Source organism: Photobacterium sp. WH24 (genome assembly GCF_019204055.1).
In the GTDB taxonomy this organism is placed as follows: domain Bacteria; phylum Pseudomonadota; class Gammaproteobacteria; order Enterobacterales; family Vibrionaceae; genus Photobacterium; species Photobacterium arenosum.
On the sequence record NZ_JAGSOZ010000003.1, the window covers coordinates 175,335 to 195,433 of the forward strand.

At 49.8% G+C, this 20,099-nt stretch carries 19 protein-coding genes; 6 read left to right on the forward strand and 13 right to left on the reverse strand.

The genetic code is table 11. The features are described 5' to 3' along the window. Positions 1-90: 90 nt before the first annotated feature. From frsA to KCG43_RS05615, 3 genes are all read right to left on the reverse strand, one after another. Positions 91-1,347 (reverse strand): esterase FrsA, encoded by a 1,257-nt coding sequence (frsA, locus tag KCG43_RS05605; RefSeq protein WP_192014653.1) that lies wholly within the window; start codon positions 1,345-1,347, stop codon positions 91-93. Positions 1,348-1,513: 166 nt separating this feature from the next. Beyond that, entirely contained in the window at positions 1,514-1,972 is a 459-nt protein-coding gene (gene gpt / locus KCG43_RS05610; protein ID WP_192014652.1) for a xanthine phosphoribosyltransferase, read from the reverse strand. 51 nt (positions 1,973-2,023) lie between these two features. Continuing rightward, positions 2,024-3,313, reverse strand: a complete 1,290-nt coding sequence (locus tag KCG43_RS05615) for an NCS2 family permease (RefSeq protein WP_192014651.1) — start codon at positions 3,311-3,313, stop codon at positions 2,024-2,026. 1,034 nt (positions 3,314-4,347) lie between these two features. On the opposite strand from KCG43_RS05615, the gene KCG43_RS05620 reads away from it, so the two are divergent. After that, positions 4,348-5,991 carry a methyl-accepting chemotaxis protein gene (locus tag KCG43_RS05620; RefSeq protein WP_218383799.1) on the forward strand — a complete coding sequence of 548 codons (1,644 nt, stop codon included), beginning with the start codon at positions 4,348-4,350 and terminating at the stop codon, positions 5,989-5,991. Between the two features lie 130 nt (positions 5,992-6,121). Continuing rightward, complete coding sequence (locus KCG43_RS05625) at positions 6,122-7,582, forward strand: aminoacyl-histidine dipeptidase (RefSeq protein WP_192014649.1); 1,461 nt, start codon at positions 6,122-6,124, stop codon at positions 7,580-7,582. A 69-nt stretch (positions 7,583-7,651) separates the two neighbouring features. Here the strand turns inward: KCG43_RS05625 and dinB are convergent, their stop codons facing one another. The 10 genes from dinB to bolA all read right to left on the reverse strand — a co-directional run bounded on the left by dinB (position 7,652) and on the right by bolA (position 17,162). After that, entirely contained in the window at positions 7,652-8,734 is a 1,083-nt protein-coding gene (gene dinB, locus KCG43_RS05630) for a DNA polymerase IV (RefSeq protein ID WP_218383801.1), read from the reverse strand. Between the two features lie 144 nt (positions 8,735-8,878). Next, entirely contained in the window at positions 8,879-9,100 is a 222-nt protein-coding gene (gene nqrM / locus KCG43_RS05635; protein ID WP_027253869.1) for a (Na+)-NQR maturation NqrM, read from the reverse strand. 14 nt (positions 9,101-9,114) lie between these two features. Then, positions 9,115-10,134, reverse strand: a complete 1,020-nt coding sequence (locus KCG43_RS05640; protein WP_218383895.1) for an FAD:protein FMN transferase — start codon at positions 10,132-10,134, stop codon at positions 9,115-9,117. A gap of 145 nt (positions 10,135-10,279) precedes the next feature. Then, complete coding sequence (gene nqrF / locus KCG43_RS05645; RefSeq protein WP_192014647.1) at positions 10,280-11,503, reverse strand: NADH:ubiquinone reductase (Na(+)-transporting) subunit F; 1,224 nt, start codon at positions 11,501-11,503, stop codon at positions 10,280-10,282. Positions 11,504-11,525: 22 nt separating this feature from the next. Further along, positions 11,526-12,122, reverse strand: a complete 597-nt coding sequence (gene nqrE, locus KCG43_RS05650; protein ID WP_192014646.1) for an NADH:ubiquinone reductase (Na(+)-transporting) subunit E — start codon at positions 12,120-12,122, stop codon at positions 11,526-11,528. Between the two features lie 7 nt (positions 12,123-12,129). Beyond that, the gene (locus tag KCG43_RS05655; protein WP_192014645.1) at positions 12,130-12,762 is read right to left on the reverse strand and encodes an NADH:ubiquinone reductase (Na(+)-transporting) subunit D; all 633 of its coding nucleotides are present in this window, start codon (positions 12,760-12,762) and stop codon (positions 12,130-12,132) included. Further along, positions 12,755-13,546 (reverse strand): Na(+)-translocating NADH-quinone reductase subunit C, encoded by a 792-nt coding sequence (locus KCG43_RS05660; protein WP_192014644.1) that lies wholly within the window; start codon positions 13,544-13,546, stop codon positions 12,755-12,757. Before KCG43_RS05660 ends, KCG43_RS05655 begins: the two co-directional genes overlap by 8 nt. Further along, positions 13,536-14,780 (reverse strand): NADH:ubiquinone reductase (Na(+)-transporting) subunit B, encoded by a 1,245-nt coding sequence (locus KCG43_RS05665; RefSeq protein ID WP_192014643.1) that lies wholly within the window; start codon positions 14,778-14,780, stop codon positions 13,536-13,538. The genes KCG43_RS05660 and KCG43_RS05665 overlap by 11 nt, the downstream gene beginning before the upstream one ends. Before the next feature lie 3 nt (positions 14,781-14,783). After that, complete coding sequence (locus KCG43_RS05670; RefSeq protein WP_218383804.1) at positions 14,784-16,124, reverse strand: Na(+)-translocating NADH-quinone reductase subunit A; 1,341 nt, start codon at positions 16,122-16,124, stop codon at positions 14,784-14,786. Between the two features lie 726 nt (positions 16,125-16,850). Then, complete coding sequence (bolA, locus tag KCG43_RS05675; RefSeq protein ID WP_161445517.1) at positions 16,851-17,162, reverse strand: transcriptional regulator BolA; 312 nt, start codon at positions 17,160-17,162, stop codon at positions 16,851-16,853. Between the two features lie 183 nt (positions 17,163-17,345). On the opposite strand from bolA, the gene KCG43_RS05680 reads away from it, so the two are divergent. From KCG43_RS05680 to KCG43_RS05695, 4 genes are read left to right on the forward strand one after another with little or no spacing between them, the layout of a single operon-like run. Continuing rightward, complete coding sequence (locus tag KCG43_RS05680; RefSeq protein ID WP_218383806.1) at positions 17,346-18,488, forward strand: methyltransferase; 1,143 nt, start codon at positions 17,346-17,348, stop codon at positions 18,486-18,488. Between the two features lie 57 nt (positions 18,489-18,545). Next, on the forward strand, positions 18,546-19,115 hold the full coding sequence (locus KCG43_RS05685) for a YajG family lipoprotein (protein ID WP_218383808.1): 570 nt from the start codon (positions 18,546-18,548) through the stop codon (positions 19,113-19,115). Further along, on the forward strand, positions 19,115-19,669 hold the full coding sequence (locus KCG43_RS05690) for a peptidylprolyl isomerase (protein ID WP_192014639.1): 555 nt from the start codon (positions 19,115-19,117) through the stop codon (positions 19,667-19,669). The genes KCG43_RS05685 and KCG43_RS05690 overlap by 1 nt, the downstream gene beginning before the upstream one ends. Positions 19,670-19,711: 42 nt before the next feature. Further along, positions 19,712-20,074: a hypothetical protein gene (locus KCG43_RS05695; RefSeq protein ID WP_192014638.1), complete on the forward strand. Its 363-nt coding sequence runs from the start codon at positions 19,712-19,714 to the stop codon at positions 20,072-20,074. Positions 20,075-20,099 lie beyond the last annotated feature (25 nt).

The window sequence follows — 20,099 nt, forward strand, 5'->3', positions numbered from 1 at the left end:
AAATATCCCTTGTTGGAATGACCATTTAACGCACAAGGCCAATGAAATGGCAACATATTATTTACATCCTCGGACCAGACAAAGCGACCTTTACAGTGTGTCCTTCAACCAGTCGACTACCGTGCTCATCGCTCTGTGGTAGCCATCGTGCAAAGGTGCCGCAGGTACAGTCACCGCTTTCCCGCCCCGGCTTGATAAAGCAATCAGCTGGTTATCCGTCTCAGGGCAAACAGGATCATCTTTTAAACTGACGCCCAGCATAGGGATGTCGACTTTACGACGGGCAAGCAACCCCTGCTGCTTGAGCGACCAGGCGCTCATATGCGAAACCAGGCTTGCTTTAGACACCCAGTTTTTCCCCATCCGTGAAGCAAACATGTCCAGATACATTCTGGGCATACTGTTCAGCAACTTAGGCTGGCTCAGTAATCCATGAATAATACCGCCAATACTGATGCTTGTTTTCAGCCGTGTCGGCTCCAGAAACCCCAGCCGGATAGCAGCATTGCCGCCAAAGCGTATCCCCAGCATCGCAACCCTGTTATGGTCAACCCAGGGCACATCACGCACCTGTTGCAGCAATGCCTGATGAAGCCGGCTGGTATCTTCGGTTAATGGCCAGGCCGCACTGTGGCCAACCGATGGCATATCCAGTGTGATCATCGCAAAACCGGCCGGTCCGAAGTAATCCTGATACAAGGGCCACAGCTCAGTCTGCAATGTATCCAGACCACCACTGACAATCACGGTCGGCAACAGCTTGTCGGTACAAGGCAAGTGAATAAAAGCCTGAAATTTTTTGCCCTGGTAAGAGACATCAATGGTTTTCACCTGATGCGGCATCAGTTCGGTGGCATCTTTGTAGGTCAGGGTCGCCTGAAGCTCCGCCTGGGCGGCCAGCTCATCCCCCTTCAGGTGCGGATAGGCCGCAATACCATAATGGGTGCTCGCTTTAAGCAGCAGCTTAGCGGCCTGTTCTTTGTCGCCTTTATCCAGGCTCTCGCGGCTTAAGCGCTGGTATTTACTGCCCAGCTGCGACCATTCATAGACCCAGTTACCAGGCTTGTAGCCGATCACTGTATCCAGCAGCTCATCATTGGTGCGTTGTGCTTCGGCACTGGCAATTTTGGCAAAGACACTTTCCATTTCAATAGGATCAACGCCTTGCCAGATCCATTGCGGACGTCGCAGAACCCGGTACCAGCCACTTTCACTGTCCCCATCAAGCGCGTTATGAACTTCCTGGGATGAAGTATGGGCCAGTTTAACCAGACTCGAGGTTTCTTTGGTCGTTTGACGAGGAGCAAACAATTTTTCAGACAAGTTTACCTTAGAAGGCTCAGACACAATTGACTCCTGCATTTGTCGGTTCAGAACCTGCTACCGCCACCACAGCGATAACATTAAATCTGGCTATATTGTATATGTTTTCTCAGCCATTACCCCAAACGGCAGGCACAAAAAAAGGAGCCTGTTCGCTCCTTTTCGAAAAAATGCCGGGCAGCTGTTTTACTTAGCGCTTGGCAATTGGATCAACATAAGTCACAGCCATATCCCAGGGTTGCTCAATCCAGGTATCCTGAGCAATATCGACAACATAATCATCAACCAGATGTTTACCGGCAGGTTTGGCGCACACGGTAACGAATTTTGCTTTCGGGTACATAGCACGGATCATTTCAGCCGTACCGCCTGTATCCACCAGATCGTCCACCACGATAAAGCCGTCACCATCACCCTCTGCTTTTTTCAGTACTTTCATATCACGCTGATGATCGTGGTCATAGCTTGAAATACAGACTGTATCAACATGACGAATACCCAGTTCACGCGCAAGAATGGCAGCCGGTACCAGACCGCCACGGCTCACAGCGATAATGCCTTTCCACTGCTCAGCCGGCAGCAGCTTCTCAGCCAGCTGGCGTGTGTAACTCTGCATGTTGTCCCAGGTGATGACGAACTTATTACTCATATCCGATGAACCTCTAAATCAGCGAATAAAAACCGCTGGTCGATAAACAAATTATAAAAAGATGATTTTAGCTGCAAACAGCACGGCAATAACCCAGACGCTGATATTCACCTCGCGTCCTTTACCACTAAGCAACTTGATCGCTGCATAGCTGATAAAGCCCAGCGCGATCCCTTCTGCAATGGAATATGTTAACGGCATCAGCAGGCAGACCACAACAACAGGTGCCGCTTCTGTTAAGTCACGCCAGTCAATGCTGTTCAGCCCCGACATCATCAGGATGGCGACGTAAAACAATGCGCCGGCCGTCGCGTAAGCAGGTACCATGCCCGCCAGCGGCGAGAAGAACAGCGCGAGCAGGAACAAGACACCCACAGTCACAGCCGTCAGACCGGTCCGACCGCCTGCCGCAACACCAGCAACACTTTCAACGTAAGACGTCGTGTTGGATGTTCCCAGCAGTGCACCCACGGAGGTTGCGGTACTGTCTGCCAGCAGCGCACGACCCAGGCGCGGCATCCTGCCGTCTTTGTCGACCATGCCAGCTTTGGTGGTTGCCCCCACCAGCGTCCCGGCGGTATCAAACAGATCCACAAACAGGAAAGCAAAGACGATCGACACCAGGCCTACATCCATGGCACCGCTGAAATCCAGCTGCATGAAGGTTGGCGCAAGACTTGGCGGCAAAGAAACAATGCCGTGGTACTGGACGTCACCAAACAAAATCCCCAGTGCCGTAATGATCAGAATGGCAATCAGAACCGCAGCTTTTAAACCGCGATGAACCAGTGCAATGGTCAGAATGAAACCCAGCGCTGCCATGGCTGCCGGGAAACTGGTGAAGTCACCAACCTGAACCAGCGTTGCCGGGTTATCGACGACAATCCCCGCACTTTGCAAGGCAATAAATGCCAGGAACAACCCGATGCCCGCCGTGATGCCCGTCCTCAACGAGAGTGGTATGGCATGAATTAACCACTCGCGGACTTTCAATAGACTGAGCACGATAAAACACAGGCCCGAGAAGAAGACCGCCGCCAGCGCCACCTGCCAGGTATGACCCATTCCCAAAACTACGGAATAAGTGAAGAAAGCATTCAGCCCCATGCCCGGCGCCTGAGCAACCGGATAATTTGCCACTAAGCCCATCATGAAACAGCCGATCATCGCCGCCAGACAGGTTGCAACAAAAACGGCCCCTTTATCCATTCCTGTCGCCGCCAGCATCGACGGGTTCACAAAGATGATATAGGCCATCGTCAGGAAGGTCGTCGCACCAGCCAGCATTTCGGTACGAACATTGGTCCCGTTTTCATTTAACTTAAACAGCTTCTCTAGCATTGCTCTCTGGTCCTTGGAGAAAAGTGTTTGCTACCTCTGAAACGCAAAAAGTATAACAGCAAATAGTAAACGATTGCGTCACAGTAATTTTGGGGGGCGATTATAGGCTTATCAGTAGTAAATTACCAGACGGGTCAGAAATATCAGTCAATGTCAGATATATGGCTGATTTTAATCCAACCCAACACCGAAACCCCATTAAATATAATAAAAATCAACAAGTTAAAATTAACCATTCATGATTAATATTTAAGCGATTAAATTTTTCACAGCAAAAGCAAACGCTTAATCATATATAAAGAGTGAAGTCTTTACTCTGTTAGGCAGGGTGTAATCGAATACATTCCTTTTCACAACATTATCATCAAAAATGCCGGGTGAAAGTAAAATGAGTTAAGCGGAAGATAAAAAAAACGCCACCCTTTCCCGGGTGGCGGCAAAACTAAGTCATCGGGTCTCTGTCGGCAGCAGTCACTGCAGCAGAGCAATTATCTGATTAGTCTTGAAAGTTAGGGGGTGAACATCTGTTCGCAACGCTAAAGTTGCAGGCACATCAGGGGGATGTGTGCCGTGAGCAATTCAATTATCAGTAACCAAAAGATCGCGGGTAGCTAAACGCACCACTGAAAACGCCTTTATTGTTCCAAAATTTTGCTGTGGATTCATATACATTCATGACAACGACTTCCTAATATATTTTTATTGCCTGGAGGCTAATTGAGAGCAACCTGGCCACCAATCTCGGTTCCCTGGAGTTAATGCACTGACCTTTCCCTGTGCTAACTATCGTTTTTCAACTTGGGATAATAATAACCATTTGGTAATTTAATCACAACCTTAACTTTAACTACGTCACACTTTTGTGAATAAACCTCTCAATAACACCCATTATCGGTAATTTATTACACCACGAACTATGTTAATCAGGCCATAAATCCACACAAATGAGACTAAAGTGGCATACCTAATTTCCGAAGAAGCAGACAACATCAGTGAAGGTCATTTGCCTGAGTGCAAGCAAGGAAGAAAGCGCTATGACAAAACTCCTTCACTTACGTTCACTATCTATCAGCAGCCGTCTGTATCTGCTGGGCTTGATCATTACCATTCTGACCCTGCTCCCTCTGATTACCTTTATATCTGGCTATCAGGAAACCCTTCTGGACCAAAAACGAGATAAAACCAGAAACCTGGTCGAGAGTGCCCACAGTTTGCTGGCTTACTACTACCAGCAGGAAACTCAGGGCCAGCTGACACGCATTGAAGCACAACAGCAGGCAAAACTGGCCATCGCCAGCCTTCGCTATGAAAATAATGATTACTTCTGGATTAACGATAACCATCCCAACATGGTGATGCACCCGTTCAAACCCGAACTGGACGGTAAAGATCTCTCCCAGTTCAAAGATCCGCTCGGCAACAAACTGTTTGTCAGCATGGCAGACGTCGTCAGGCAGCAAAGCCAGGGCTTTGTCGATTATCAGTGGGAAAAACCAGGTCACTCTGAGCCTGTTGATAAAATTTCCTATGTAAAAGGATTTGCCCCCTGGGGATGGATTCTGGGATCTGGGATATATGTCGATGATGTCAAAGCGCTGTTTTACACAGAGTTACAACGCCTCGGGCTCATTTTGGCCGCTTCATTGATCCTGATGCTGCTTCTGGCCAAAGTGATAGGCCGCAGCATTACCGCCCCGTGTGAATCCACCTTGCTGGCCATGCAGGATATTTCCCGCGGTGAAGGTGATTTAACCCGGCGCCTGCCGGTTCAGGGTAATGATGAACTGAGCCTCATCGCTACTGCCTACAACCAGTTTGCCGATAAAATCACCGACATGCTGCGTGCTGTCGAACCCGTCAGTGAACATATCAGTTCGGCCGCCAGTCAGCTCAATGCCGTCGCCAACACCACGGCCGAGAGTGCAAGTCAGGCGCATCAGGGGGTGGATTCCGTCGCCTCGGCCATGACAGAGCTGCATTCCAGTAACCAGGAAGTCGCACGCTCGGCAGCAACAGCTGCCGATGCCGCAACAACAGCGCAATCTCACAGTGAACAGGGGCTGAGTGTTGTATCTCGCTCGGGAGAGGAAATGCGTGCCCTGCTCGCCTTGTTGGATGAAACCAATAAAAGTGCGCAAGCATTGGCCGAAGACTCTGAAACCATAGGAGCTGTGCTGGACGTAATCCGCAACATTGCTGAACAGACCAACCTGCTGGCCCTGAATGCCGCCATTGAAGCAGCCCGTGCTGGCGAGCAGGGCCGTGGTTTTGCCGTAGTCGCCGATGAGGTACGTACTCTGGCTACCCGCACTCAGTCCAGTACCAATGAGATAGAAGCCATTATCACCCGGCTGCAGAATCGCTCCAGCAATGTCAGTAACGCCCTGATCCAGACCAGTGAGCAGTCAGCCAGTACGGTAAAACATGCCCAGGATGTCGCCAATGCACTGGAAGCGATCAGTCAGCAAATTCATACAATTCGAGATCTGAATCAACACATTGCCGATGCCAGCCAGCAGCAGTCCGATGCGACAGAAGCCATTAACATCAGCCTGTCGCAACTGAGTGAACACAGTCACAGCCATGTTTCACAGGGTCAGCAGATTGCGGCGGCCAGTGAGCAACTGCTCGCTAGTGGTCGTCACCTTAATGTACAGATCTCTCAATTTAAGATTTAGCGAAAAGCAAAGTGGATTAATAGCAAGCTCCCTGTGGCTGAGGTAAGATATTCATCTGCCTGTCCCGGAAATTCACCCTATGATAGTCCGGGTAAGGCAGCATGAATGACAGTTTATTAGGGAGAGTTCTGTGTCTGAAATCAGCCATCTTTCGCCACAAATCGTGTGGCAATTCTTTGATCAAATTTGCGCTATACCACACCCGTCCAAGCATGAAGAAGCATTGGCTCAACACATCATACGTTTTGCTGAAACCGAAGGCCTGGCCGTACGCCGAGATCCCACTGGCAACGTATTTATTACAAAGCCAGCCACTGCGGGAATGGAAAACCGCAAAGGCGTGGTGCTTCAGGCACACATTGATATGGTTCCGCAAAAGAATGAAGACACAGATCACGACTTTGCTGCTGACCCAATTCAGCCTTATATCGACGGTGAGTGGGTAACCGCCAGAGGAACGACCTTAGGGGCAGATAACGGTATTGGTATGGCAACTTGTCTGGCTGTACTGGCCTCGAAAGATATTGAGCACGGCCCTCTGGAAGTACTGCTAACTATTGATGAAGAAGCCGGTATGACAGGTGCATTTGGTCTGCAGGAAGGCTGGCTGGAAGGCGATATTCTGCTGAATACCGATTCAGAGCAGGAAGGCGAAATCTACATGGGTTGCGCCGGTGGCGTTGATGCCGAGCTATCTCTGGCGATTGAGCGTGAGACGGTTCCGGCAGAGCACACTGCTGTCAAACTGATGATCAAAGGCCTGAAAGGCGGCCACTCTGGCTGTGATATTCACACCGGCCGTGCCAACGCCAATAAGTTGCTGGGACGTTTCCTGTTTGCCCATGCCGCAGAGCTGGGGCTGCGAGTACACAGCCTCAAAGGCGGCACACTGCGCAACGCGATTCCCCGCGAAGCCTTTGCCATCGTTACGCTGCCAGCCAGACAGGCTGATGCGCTGCAGGATCGCTTCGGTCATTTCCAAAACATACTGAATACCGAGCTGGGTAACGTAGAAACCGGTATCAAACTGTCGGTTGAAAACAGCGAATTGCCTGTAGATGTGCTCTGTGCAGACAGCCAGCAACGTCTTCTGGCACTGATCAATGCCTGTCCGAACGGTGTTGTGCGCATGAGCGACGACATTCCCGGTGTCGTTGAAACCTCACTGAACCTGGGCGTGATCACCACAGAGACTGACCGCGTGACCCTGCTGTGTCTGATCCGCTCTCTGATTGACTCTGGCCGTAGCAGTGTTGAACACGCGCTGAGCGCCCTGGCCCAGCTGGCTGGCGCACAGTGTGAGTTCTCCGGCGCCTATCCGGGCTGGAAACCAGACCCGGATTCAGAAGTGATGCATCTGTTCCGCGACACTTACAAAGAGATTTACGGTAATATCCCGGATATCATGGTGATCCATGCTGGCCTGGAATGTGGCTTGTTTAAAGAGCCGTACCCAAACATGGATATGATTTCTTTCGGTCCGACCATTAAATTTCCGCATTCCCCCGACGAAAAGGTGAACATTAAAACCGTTGGCCTGTTCTGGGAGCAAATGGTCGCCATCCTGAAACAGATCCCGGTGAAAGCCTGATAAATGCAGCGGGGAGCGTATCCGCTCCCCTTTGTCTGTTCCGGAAAACCTGAGTTTCCTGAAACACACCTACCAGTCAAACGACAATTGCTGCGCTTTGACGCCCGATTCCAGCCCGACGCTGATACCAACTAAGCGAATTTCCCGCCCTTTTTGTCTGGTCAGGGCTTCGGTCAGTAAAGCGGCGAACTGCTGCTTCTGCAATATCGGTTGACTATGCTCGACCGTGGTTTGCTGGAAATCGGCGAATTTCACTTTGACTCCCTGACGGGCAATACGCAGATCCGGACGCACTTTTCTGAGCCGTGCTTCCAATTCAGGATACAGTTTCTCAACGACTTGCCAGCATTGAGCATAATCAACAATATTGCGGGAAAAGGTTCTCTCGACACCCACAGATTTTCGCTCACGCGAGACCACAACGTCACGCTCATCAATGCCGTGTGCACGCGCCCACAGTGATTGGCCAAACTTGCCAAACTGCTTTAACAACTCCCGCCTGTCATAAGCTTGTACATCCTTGCCGAGATACAGGCCGATATCGTGCAGTTTTTGGATGGTGACTTTGCCAACTCCCGGTATTTTCTCCAATGGCAACTCGGCCACAAAATCAGACACGCCGGCTGGCGTCACCACATACTGACCATCCGGTTTATTCATATCGGAGGCTATTTTGGCAATGAATTTTACCGGTGCCACCCCTGCGGAAGCTGTGAGATGCAACTCTTCACGGATAGCCTGACGGATGTCCTGAGCAATTAAAGTCGCTGAACCTCGGTGCAGGTGGCTGTCTGTGACATCCAGATAGGCTTCATCGAGAGAAAGGGGTTCGATCAGCGAGGTATAGCGCCGGAAAATCGCCCTGATTTGATGCGAGACCTCTTTATAAACGGCCATCCTGCCGGGCACCAGTACCAGGTCCGGACAGAGCTGCATCGCCTGAGCTGTCGGCATAGCAGAAAGCACGCCGAATTGCCGGGCCAGATAATTACAGGTACTGAGCACTCCCCGCTGTTCAGATCGCCCACCGATAGCAATAGGGACATGTTGCAGTTCAGGGTTATCGCGCATCTCAACCGCCGCAAAAAAGCAGTCCATATCAACATGGATAATTTTCCGTTGATGGCTGTTGGTCACGTTTTTATCTGACATAACATCGGCTTTCAACATGTGACTGGATAATAGATAGCTGTATTTATACACAGTATTATATGTGCTCACCTTGCAGATAGCGAGCAACAAAAAGCCCGCGGTTTTAACCACGGGCTTTTTACTCAGCGAGAACGCCAGTCATAATCAGATGATCTGATTTTTCTTCCATTCTTCCTGCTTGGCGGCGCGAGCTTCACGTTTCAAACGCTTATCACAGGGCTCAGGACAGTCACATTCTTTTTCAATGCCAACCGCGCCAAGGCCGCCGCAGCTACCAGCTACCGTTTTACGCTGGAAAATATAGCCGACAGCCATAGCGACTATGACCAACAGAAAAACACCAAAGGTTGTTACATATACCAACATACTATGCTCTCAACTTATTTCTTCTGCATGTAAGTCGTAAAGGCATCAGAGGCATATTCCTTAAAGCCTTCTTCCGTACTTACAATTAACAGAACTGGCAATTTTTCTTGGTTTGCCAGTGCAATTGCTTTCTCTTCTCCCATTACAGAAAATGCCGTTGCCAGAGCATCTGCTGTCATGCTTTTCGGATGCATCACAGTCACTGACACCACATGGTTGGTAATCGGCTTACCTGTTTTAGGATTTATCAGATGTGAATAGCGTACACCATTTTCTTCAAAATAGTTACGATAATCACCCGAAGTGGCCACCGCCATTTCCCCCGGCTCAACCACTTCCTGTATCGAACGGCTGCCATCTTCTGTTGGCTTTTCAATGGCTATCCGCCATGGCACACCTTCCAGATTCTTGCCTTTAAGGCGAATTTCACCACCGATTTCAACCAGATAGTCATTTACACCCAAAGAAGCAATATAGTCAGCCACAACATCGACGCCATAACCCTTCGCAATGGATGACAGATCAACATACAGTCCGGGCAAATCTTTTACCAAAGCGTTACCTTCGACTTTCAGATGCTCTATGCCGATTTCCTGACGGCGAGCACTCAGCTCTTCATCCGTCGGTACCACATCCGGACGGGCTTCCGGTCCGAAACTCCATAAGTTAACCAGGGGGCCAACCGTCACATCCAGCGCTCCATCCGTCAATTTTGCCAAGCGAATCGCTTCCCGGACAACTGTCGCCGTGTCAGCCGACACAACAAAAGGTTCACGGCTTTGATGCTGATTAAATTGGCTGAGCTCGGAGTCCTCACGATAGGTCGACATCTGATCGTTAACCAATTCAAGGCGGCGATCAATTTCTTTCTGAAGTGCCACTTCGCTCGGTAAGCCTTCCTGCTCAATCAACTTGATCGAATAATAGGTCCCCATTGTTGAGCCGGTCAGGTGAATTAACTGACGTTGCTCGCTACAGCCACTGACAACCAGTGCCATCACCAGCAGCACAGCTGCCCGGGTGAATAGTTTCATCATGCAGGGATCTCCCAAATACAGACAATGTCACTCAGTTACCGCTCACACGGCATTGATACGCGCTAAAGAATTTATGCAGGGCTTGACGAAAAATGGCTGATCCCAAGGGATCAGCCATTTTAAAGGAAGACCTCAGGCAGGATTAGCCACCAAAGTCATCCAGCAGGATGTTTTCGTCTTCAACACCCAAGTCTTTCAGCATACTGATAACAGCAGCGTTCATCATCGGTGGACCACACATATAGTATTCGCAGTCTTCCGGTGCATCATGATCTTTCAGGTAGTTTTCATAAAGCACATTATGGATGAAGCCGGTGTAACCGTCCCAGTTGTCCTCTGGCAGAGGATCAGACAGGGCGCAGTACCACTTAAAGTTATCGTTTTCGTTCTGCAGCATATCGAAATCTTCCACATAGAACATTTCACGCTTAGAACGAGCACCATACCAGAAAGTCATCTTACGCTTAGACTGCAAACGTTTCAGCTGGTCAAAGATGTGTGAACGCATAGGTGCCATACCTGCACCACCGCCGATAAACACCATCTCAGCATCAGTATCTTTCGCGAAGAATTCACCAAACGGACCAGAGATCGTTACCTTATCACCTTCTTTCAGTGACCAGATATACGAAGACATGATACCTGGTGGCACGTCCGGGTTACGAGGTGGCGGCGTAGCGATACGCACGTTCAGCATAATAATGCCTTCCTCTTCCGGATAGTTCGCCATCGAGTAAGCACGAATTGTTTCTTCGTTAACCTTTGATTCGTATCGGAACAGGTTGAACTTGTCCCAGTCTTCACGGAATTTCTCAGGTACGTCGTAATCAGCATACTTAACATGGTGTGGTGGCGCTTCAATCTGAATATAACCACCAGCACGGAATGGTACTGACTCACCGTCTGGAATGCCCAGCTTCAGCTCTTTGATGAAGGTCGCTTTATTATCATTAGAGATAACAGAGCAATCCCACTTTTTAACACCAAAGATTTCTTCCGGCAGTTCGATGTCCATGTCGGCTTTCACGTTAACCTGGCAAGACAGACGCTCACCTTCACGTGCTTCACCTTTAGTGATGTGATCCAGTTCCGTTGGCAGAATATCGCCGCCACCAGATTTGATTTTCACGCGGCACTGACCGCATGAACCACCACCACCACAAGCAGAAGAGACAAAGATGCCGCTGCCTGCCAGTGCGCCCAAAAGTTTACCACCCGCAGGGGTCGTGATTGCTTTTTCCGGGTCGTTATTGATTGAGATAGTAATGTCACCAGATGGTACCAGCTTGGATTTAGCGAACAGAATCACTAATACCAGAGCCAGGATAATCAAGGTGAACATAACTACGCCAAGAATAATATCCATGAATTATTCCTTATTATCCTGATTACAGCTGTACACCGGAGAAGGACATGAAGCCCAACGCCATGAGACCTACAGAGATGAAAGTGATACCCAGGCCACGCAGACCGGCAGGTACGTCAGAATACTTCATCTTCTCGCGAATACCCGCCAGGGCAACGATAGCCAGCATCCAGCCCACACCAGAGCCAAAGCCGTATACCACAGACTCCGCGAAGTTGTAGTCACGCTGTACCATGAAAGATACGCCACCGAAGATTGCACAGTTAACGGTGATCAGCGGCAGGAAAATACCCAGCGCGTTGTACAGCGGCGGGAAGAAACGGTCCAGAATCATTTCCAGAATCTGTACCAGTGCCGCGATAACACCGATAAAAGTGATAAAGTTCAGGAACGTCAGGTCAACGCCCTCAACAATGGCGCCGTCTTTCAGCAACAGGTTATAAACCAGATTGTTCATCGGCACTGCAATTGTCAGTACCACTGTTACTGCAATACCCAGACCAAAAGAGGTTTTGACTTTCTTCGATACCGCCAGGAATGTACACATCCCCAAGAAGAAAGACAGTGCCATGTTCTCGATGAAAATCGAGCGAACCAGCAAGCTAATATAATGTTCCATGTTTCCCTTACTCCTTCGCTTCTACTTGATCCGGACGTAAAGTACGGATTGTCCAGATCATAAAGCCAATCAGGAAGAAGGCAGACGGTGCCAATAGCATGATACCGTTTGGCTGATACCAGCCACCTTCAGAAATCAGCGGCAGTACCTGAACACCGAAGATGCTACCTGAGCCTAGTAGCTCACGGAAGAAGCCCACTGTCAGCAGTACGAAGCCATACCCCAGACCGTTACCAATACCATCCAACAGAGATGGCAATGGGGCCGATTTCATTGCATAGGCTTCTGCACGTCCCATAACGATACAGTTGGTGATGATCAGACCAACGAATACAGACAGCTGCTTAGAGATGTCGTAAACGAATGCTTTCAGCACCTGGTCAACCACGATTACCAACGAGGCAATAATCGCCATCTGAGCGATAATACGTACGCTGTTAGGGATTTGGTTACGCACCAGAGACACAAAGAAGTTGGAAAATGCAGTAACGAAGGTCACAGCCAGCGCCATTACGAACGCAGTTTCCAGTTTAGTGGTTACAGCCAGCGCTGAGCACACACCCAGTACCTGTAAGGCGATCGGGTTATTGCTAACGATCGGCCCCAACAGGACTTTTTTCATTTCTTTAGTATCAGCCATTGTTCAGGCCTCCATTGCGCACTTTAGCCAGGAACGGACCGAAGCCGTTGTCACCTAACCAGAACTGGAAGGTGTTCTGAACGCCATTACTCGTCAGCGTTGCACCAGACAGGCCGTCGATACCATGAATATCACCTTCCGGCGCGCCGCCTTTCACAACGCGGATGGCAGGTTCGAAGTTATCATCAAGCAGCTTCTTGCCTTCCCACTGTGCACGCCATTTCGGGTTAACGACTTCACCACCCAGACCAGCGGTTTCACCCTGTTCATAGTAAGCGATGCCAGACACGGTGTTGCCGTCGGTTTCAACTGCAACAAATGCGTACATCATGGACCAAAGTCCTTTACCATTAACTGGCAGAATCAGCTTCTGAACCTGACCGTTTTCATCTTTTACCAGATACACTTTGGCAACGTTCGCACGACGAATCAGTTTCGCCGGATCAGCAGCCGGATCCAGTTTCACAGAAAGAGCCGGCGTTTTTGATGCGTCACGCTGGTCATACTCTGCTGGTGATTCACCTTCGACAGACTCGACGAAGTTACCGGATTTCAGTTCAACCAGTTTTGGTTCAATGAACTTGTTATACGTGTCTGGAACATTCACACCCTCTTGCAGCAGGCCAGCTACAGACAGGATATTGCGCTGAACATCCAGCTTAGCATTCGCTTGCTGCATCGGGCGCAGCATGACTGCTGCTGTTGATACCACGATAGAGCACACCAGGCTCAGGACAACAACAACAATCAGCGTTTTCTTAAAGCTATCATTCTTATTTGACATGACGAGCCAGTCTCCGTTTGATGTTGCCTTGAATTACTGCATGGTCAAACAGCGGTGCAAACAGGTTTGCGAACAGAATCGCCAGCATCATGCCTTCCGGGAACGCAGGGTTAACCACACGTACCATCACAGCCATCACGCCAATCAGTGCACCGTACCACCACTTACCTTTATTGGTAAAAGCAGCAGAAACCGGATCGGTTGCCATGAACATCATACCGAAGGCAAAGCCACCCAGTACCAGATGCCAGTGCCAAGGCATAGCGAACATTGCGTTGGTATCGGAACCAATGATGTTAAACAGTGTTGCGGCAGCAACCATACCTATCATGGTACCGGCAATAATGCGCCAGGACGCAATGCCCAGATACACAATGAAAGCACCGCCGATCAGAATGAACAGAGTCGACACTTCACCGATTGAACCAGGAATGCGTCCAATGAAAGCATCCATCCAGCTCACAGCTTCACCTGTGATAGTGTTAACCACTGCTGTCTGGCCACCGGTTGCCCACTGGCTCAATGCCGTTGCACCAGAGAAACCATCAGCGGCAGTCCACACCAGATCGCCTGAGATCTGCGCCGGGTAAGCGAAGAACAGGAAGGCACGACCGGCAAGAGCCGGGTTCAGGAAGTTACGACCTGTACCGCCAAAGATCTCTTTCGCCACGACCACACCAAAGGTAATACCCAGTGCAGCCTGCCACAGAGGCAGTGTTGGCGGAACGATCAGCGCAAACAGAATCGAAGTCACGAAGAAACCTTCGTTCACTTCGTGCTTACGCACCATACAGAACAGTACTTCCCAGAAGCCACCAACGATAAATACCGTGGCATAGATAGGCAGGAAGTATGTCGCACCCAGCAGCATTTTACTGCCCCAGCCGGCGTCAGCACCTAAGGTGCCGCCCAGAGACTCGGTCAGCCAGTAATGCCAGTCACCACTGATAATGGCAGCCAGCTGATCACCTGCATACAGGTGGTTCAGGGCAAACACTGCCTGATGACCTACGTTGTACATACCCCAGAACATGGCAGGGAATACGGCCAACCAGACCATGATCATGATACGTTTCAGGTCGATACTGTCACGCACGTGAGAACCGGTACGGGTTACAATACCTGGGGTGTAAAGCACGGTGGCGACTGCTTCATACAGTGCAAACCATTTCTCATGCTTACCACCTGGCTCAAAGTGGTGTTCGATCTGCTCGAGGTAATTCTTGAGGCTCATGAATTATCCTTCCTTCTCAATCTTGTCCAGGCATGCACGCAGCATTGGACCGTACTCATACTTACCTGGGCACACGAAGGTACACAGTGCCAGATCTTCTTCATCCAGCTCCAACGCACCCAACTGCTGGGCACTGTCAGTATCGCCGGCGCACAGATCACGCAATAGCAGTGTAGGCTCGATGTCCAGCGGCATGACACGCTCATAGTTACCGATTGGCACCATGGAACGCTCACTACCATTGGTAGTGGTTGTCATGTTGTACAGCTGGCCTGGGAAAAATTGGCTAAAGAAAGCACGTGTTACAGAGAATTTGTTCTTACCAGGAACGATCCAGCCCATGAACTCTTTCTCACGACCTTCACGCAGCGCAGAAATCTGCAGGTGGTAACGGCCGAGATAAGCATGAGGGCCAGTCGCCGGGATGCCATTCAGGACAGAACCTGACAGCACACGCAGTTCACCGGTTAACAGCTCAGATTCAGTCAGCTGCTCGACAGACGCACCGATAACAGTACGAACCAGACGAGGGTTGTTAACGGCAGGACCTGCCAGAGAAACAACACGCTGAGTGTACAGCTCACCAGTCAGGAATAACTGACCGAAAGCAATCACATCCTGATAGTTCAGGTGCCATGCAACATTATGAGCGTCAGCACCGAACAAAGTATGGATGTGCGTACCTACCAGACCGGCAGGGTGCGGTCCGTTAAATACGTGCTCTTCAACATTGGCTTCGCTGCTGCGCGGCAGGCTTGCACCTGACTTACACACATACACCTTGCCACCGGTCAGACGAGACAGAAGCGACAGACCAGCAACAAAGGCTTCGCCTTGTTCGTTGATAATCACTTCTGGGTTGGCTGCCAATGGGTTGGAATCCATCGCATTGACAAAAATCGCCTGTGTTTCAGAATCGATCGCTGGGACCTTGCTGAATGGACGGGTACGTAACGCTGTCCACATACCAGACTCAACCAGCTGCTCTACAATCACAGAGCGATCCAGTTGAGCCAACCCAGCTTTGTCATAGCGGTTAAAGGTGATTTGATCATCGCCTTCAACATCAATGACAACAGACTGAAGCACACGCTTAGCTCCACGGTTGACTTCCACAACCTTGCCACTGGCTGGAGCAGTAAATTTAACGCCTGGGTTCTTCTTATCTTCGAAGAGCACCTGACCTTTTTTTACTGCATCCCCTACGCGGACATGCATGGTTGGACGCATACCCACGTATTCTTCGCCAAGCAAGGCGACTCGAGAGATGGACTTACCATCATTTATCGCCTGGGTAGGAGTCCCTGCAATTGGGATATCCAGCCCCTTCTTTATTGTAATCATACGCACTTGCACTACATTAACGGGAAAAAGAACTTGTTATTGCGCAACTTAGACACGACTTTCCTTGGTCCGAGGCCGGTTTTCCAGCAACCAGCGCCGCAACATCCTATTAACTCTTCCATCACACATTAAGATGACGAGTTTTTTCGAGGGCCGGATTTTAGCATTAATCAACAGGTTTTTACTATGGCAAACCTCGCTAATCGAACTGAAATTCAGCGATAGCTGATGTGCTAATAATCACGAGAACAGATAAATTTGACCCAACGCACACTTGCGCTGAATCTTCTGCTTGTCGCCTCGAAAATTGTATTTTTCTGCTATTTACAAATTGGTATCATAACGTCAACACCAAAGGACAGTCGGTAAAACTAACGCATTCGATGGTCATAAAACAGTAAAATTCGACGCAAAACCGCATCGAATTTGCAACATATGTTTTCATCCGGCAGCTAAGGCATCACCGAACATTTCACCACATTCGGGACTCATTATAGTCGCCTGAAATGAGAAAAGGCTTGCTAACTAAGCAGCCCTGCGCCACAAGACCAGCAGCGGGACAATCACAGGACACTCTGTGACTTAACGGTGCGTATACTACGCCATGACTCAATTATTGATGACTATCAACTTCAAACTTCGGACTGTAAAAAACCGCAACAAGATGCGGTTTTTGATCAACGAGCGATTCACCACTGTTCAATCACTTGATGTAGTCATCATATCTTAACCAAACTTACTACCACCCAAACAAGCGGGAGAAGCCGGTGCAGACTGCTGCGCCTGCCATTCATCCGGTGTGTAAGTGTGAATCGCCAGCGCATGAATGTGATTGGCCAGCTCATCTGCCAGTACTGTATTAATTGCTCTATGGCGACCAATCAGACGCTGACCTTCAAATTCATTACTGACCACTATCACTTTAAAATGACTTTCTGCGCCTTCTGGCACATTATGCATATAGCTTTCATTGTGCACTTCCAGATGGGTCGGTGACAATGCGGCTTGCAGTTTCTGTTCAATGCGTTCCTGGATCATATGGCCTCCTGACGCTGGCATGCTAGGTGTCTGTGCAAGAGTAGCGAATGAAAATTCGGCGATATCCTGAAAATCGCTGTGTTATGCTCACCATAACAACACACTTCTCACTGTTAGTCTTTGCAGCTACGTCAGCATCTGCGAAAATATTCAACCCGACAACATACCCTAAAGATAGCCTGAATGAAACCTGAGCTCACCCTGCACGGCCAGACCCTGCAACTGAACCGATACCCGATTCGTCAAAATGAAACTTTGCAAGCCTGGGATGCGGCGGATGAATACCTGATCAACCAGGTTGAAGACATGAAGCAGAAGCAGGCGCTCACTCTGGATGCTGAGCGCCCCGTTTTGATCATGAATGACAGCTTTGGTGCCTTAGCATGCTGGTTCGCCCGTCAGGGACAGACGGTATCTGTTGGTGACTCATACATTGCAAGAACGGCCAGCCAGCACAATCTGGCCGCAAACACGCTGCCGGACGTCAAATTCGCTGACTGCCTGGCTCCTGTGCCACCCCAGACCCAGCTGGTACTGCTGAAGCTGCCCAAAAATAACCGGCTGCTCATCTGGCAGCTTACCCAGCTTTGTGCCGCTTTACCTGAAGACTGTGTGGTGATTGCTGCCGCTAAAGCCAGGGACATACATTCCTCCACACTCAAACTGTTCGAGAAACATCTGGGCCCGACCAGTACATCACTGGCAATGAAAAAAGCACGACTGATTTTCTGTCAGCCGGATAAAAATCTGGCGACATCGCTGCCGGAAACCCAGCGCTGGGAGGTACCTGAGTACAAACTCACCTTAACCAACCATGCCAATGTGTTTTCCGGTGAAAGTCTCGACATCGGGGCCAGATTATTGCTGGAGCATATCCCTCAGGATCAGGCACTGAAGCACATTATCGACTTAGGGTGCGGAAACGGGGTCATTGGCTTGCAGGCAGCCAGACTCAATCCACAAGCAACAGTGACTTGTGTCGATGAAAGTTACATGGCCGTGGCGTCTTGCCGGGAAAATGCTGACCTGAATCTGACTAACCCGGCTCAACTCGAGGCTAAAGTAGATAACTGCCTGGAAAGTATGGCAAATAGCAACGCAGACCTGGTGTTATGCAACCCACCTTTCCACCAGCAAAATACCATTACCGATCATATTGCCTGGCAAATGTTCTGTGATGCAAAGCAAAGCCTAAGGCAACATGGACGTTTGATTGTGATCGGTAATCGTCATCTTGGCTATGATGGAAAGCTTAAGCGCCTGTTTGCTAAAGTACATAAAATTGCTCAGAACCATAAATTTGTGGTTTATCAAGCTGAAAAATAAGCCCATAATTTTGCTCATTGCGGCTGACGACAGCCAGTTTAATAAGGAACAAACCGGATGAAACCCTTCATTTTCGCCGTATCACTGCTGGCGCTGACTGCCTGTACGGCACCGACTGACTCCCAGCTTTCTATCCAACCCTCCCCTTCTCTGGCCAAACAATCAGACCTGGAGGGGCAAAGCCTGACCCTTGAAAGCCGCGACCTGCGCACCGCCCAGTTCGTTGCAGTGGTAGATAACGGCAATCAAAACGTTCACCCCTTGCACGCGAAAGAAAACCTGCGCCTGACATTACAAGACGCACTTTCTCGTCAGTTGACCTCTCAGGGTCTTCAAGTTGGTCACGAAAGCCAGAACACAATGCGACTGGATATTCTTGAAGCCATAGTCAATGTCAAACAGAGCGCCTTCAGCCATACCCTGAACAGCAAGTTGCAGCTGCAGCTGGTTCTGACAACCCCCAACGGAAAATTCATTAAACGTTATGCGGGTAAATCATCCCGGGAAGGCGCGATGACAGCGTCAACAGAGTCAATGGAAGTGGCGATGACGGGTCTGATGGATGCCGTACTTCGTGACATCCAGTCTGATACTGAACTGAACAGCTACATGGAGGAAAACCTGTAATGCGACATTTTATCACTGCCACCCTGCTGGCACTCTCGTTTTCAGCCTCTGCCGCCACTCAGGTTGCCATCGAAACCAGTCTGGGCGAATTTGTGGTTGAGCTGAATGAAGAGCAAGCGCCAGTCACCACCAAAAACTTCCTGCGCTATGTCGAAGACGGCAGCTATGTGGGCACCATTTTCCACCGGGTTATTCCGGGATTCATGGCGCAAGGCGGTGGATTTGATGCCGATTTACAGCAGCGCCCGAGTTACGAGCCTATCAAGAATGAATCAGATAACGGCCTGAGCAACCAAAGAGCCACCCTAGCAATGGCGCGGACACAAGTGGCCGATTCAGCCACTCGTCAGTTCTACATCAATTACCAGAACAATACCTTTCTTGACGGCCGCTCGGGCAAGCCGGGTTATGCGGTGTTCGGAAAAGTTGTGAAAGGGTTCTCAGTTATTGAAAAAATGGCCGCGATTCCTACAACAACAGTCCGCTCAATAGGTATGAAAGATGTGCCTCAGCAGCCTATAGTTATTAAAGCTATTAACCTAATCAACAAGTAGATTGACGCCCCTGGCCGTTAATCTTCGGCCAGGGTGGTGCCTATGCTCAAACTTGTTTCCTCAATGCCGGATGTGCCGACAGAGCAAATTGCCAGTCACATTACTGATTACGCACCCGCTCTGGCTGTTTCTATGCTGGGCACCATTAATGGTGATACCAGCTACGACTCCTTAAAAAAAACCTGCACAGAGCATCTGCATGACTGGTGGCTGCTGTCGATCCCCAGCGGTACGCCTGACAATACCTACGAGTCCGTGTACTGGTATCTGCTGCATCTGATGGAGTCGCTGGAAGAACACCAGTTGCTGGGCAACTGCTTTATCCAGTTTCGTGTCACTGCCGGCGCTAAATTCCTGCTGGGTATCGGTGAAGCACCCGACAAAATGCAGGGCATTCGCCCCTAAAGCAGTACTTTGCCCCCAAACTCAC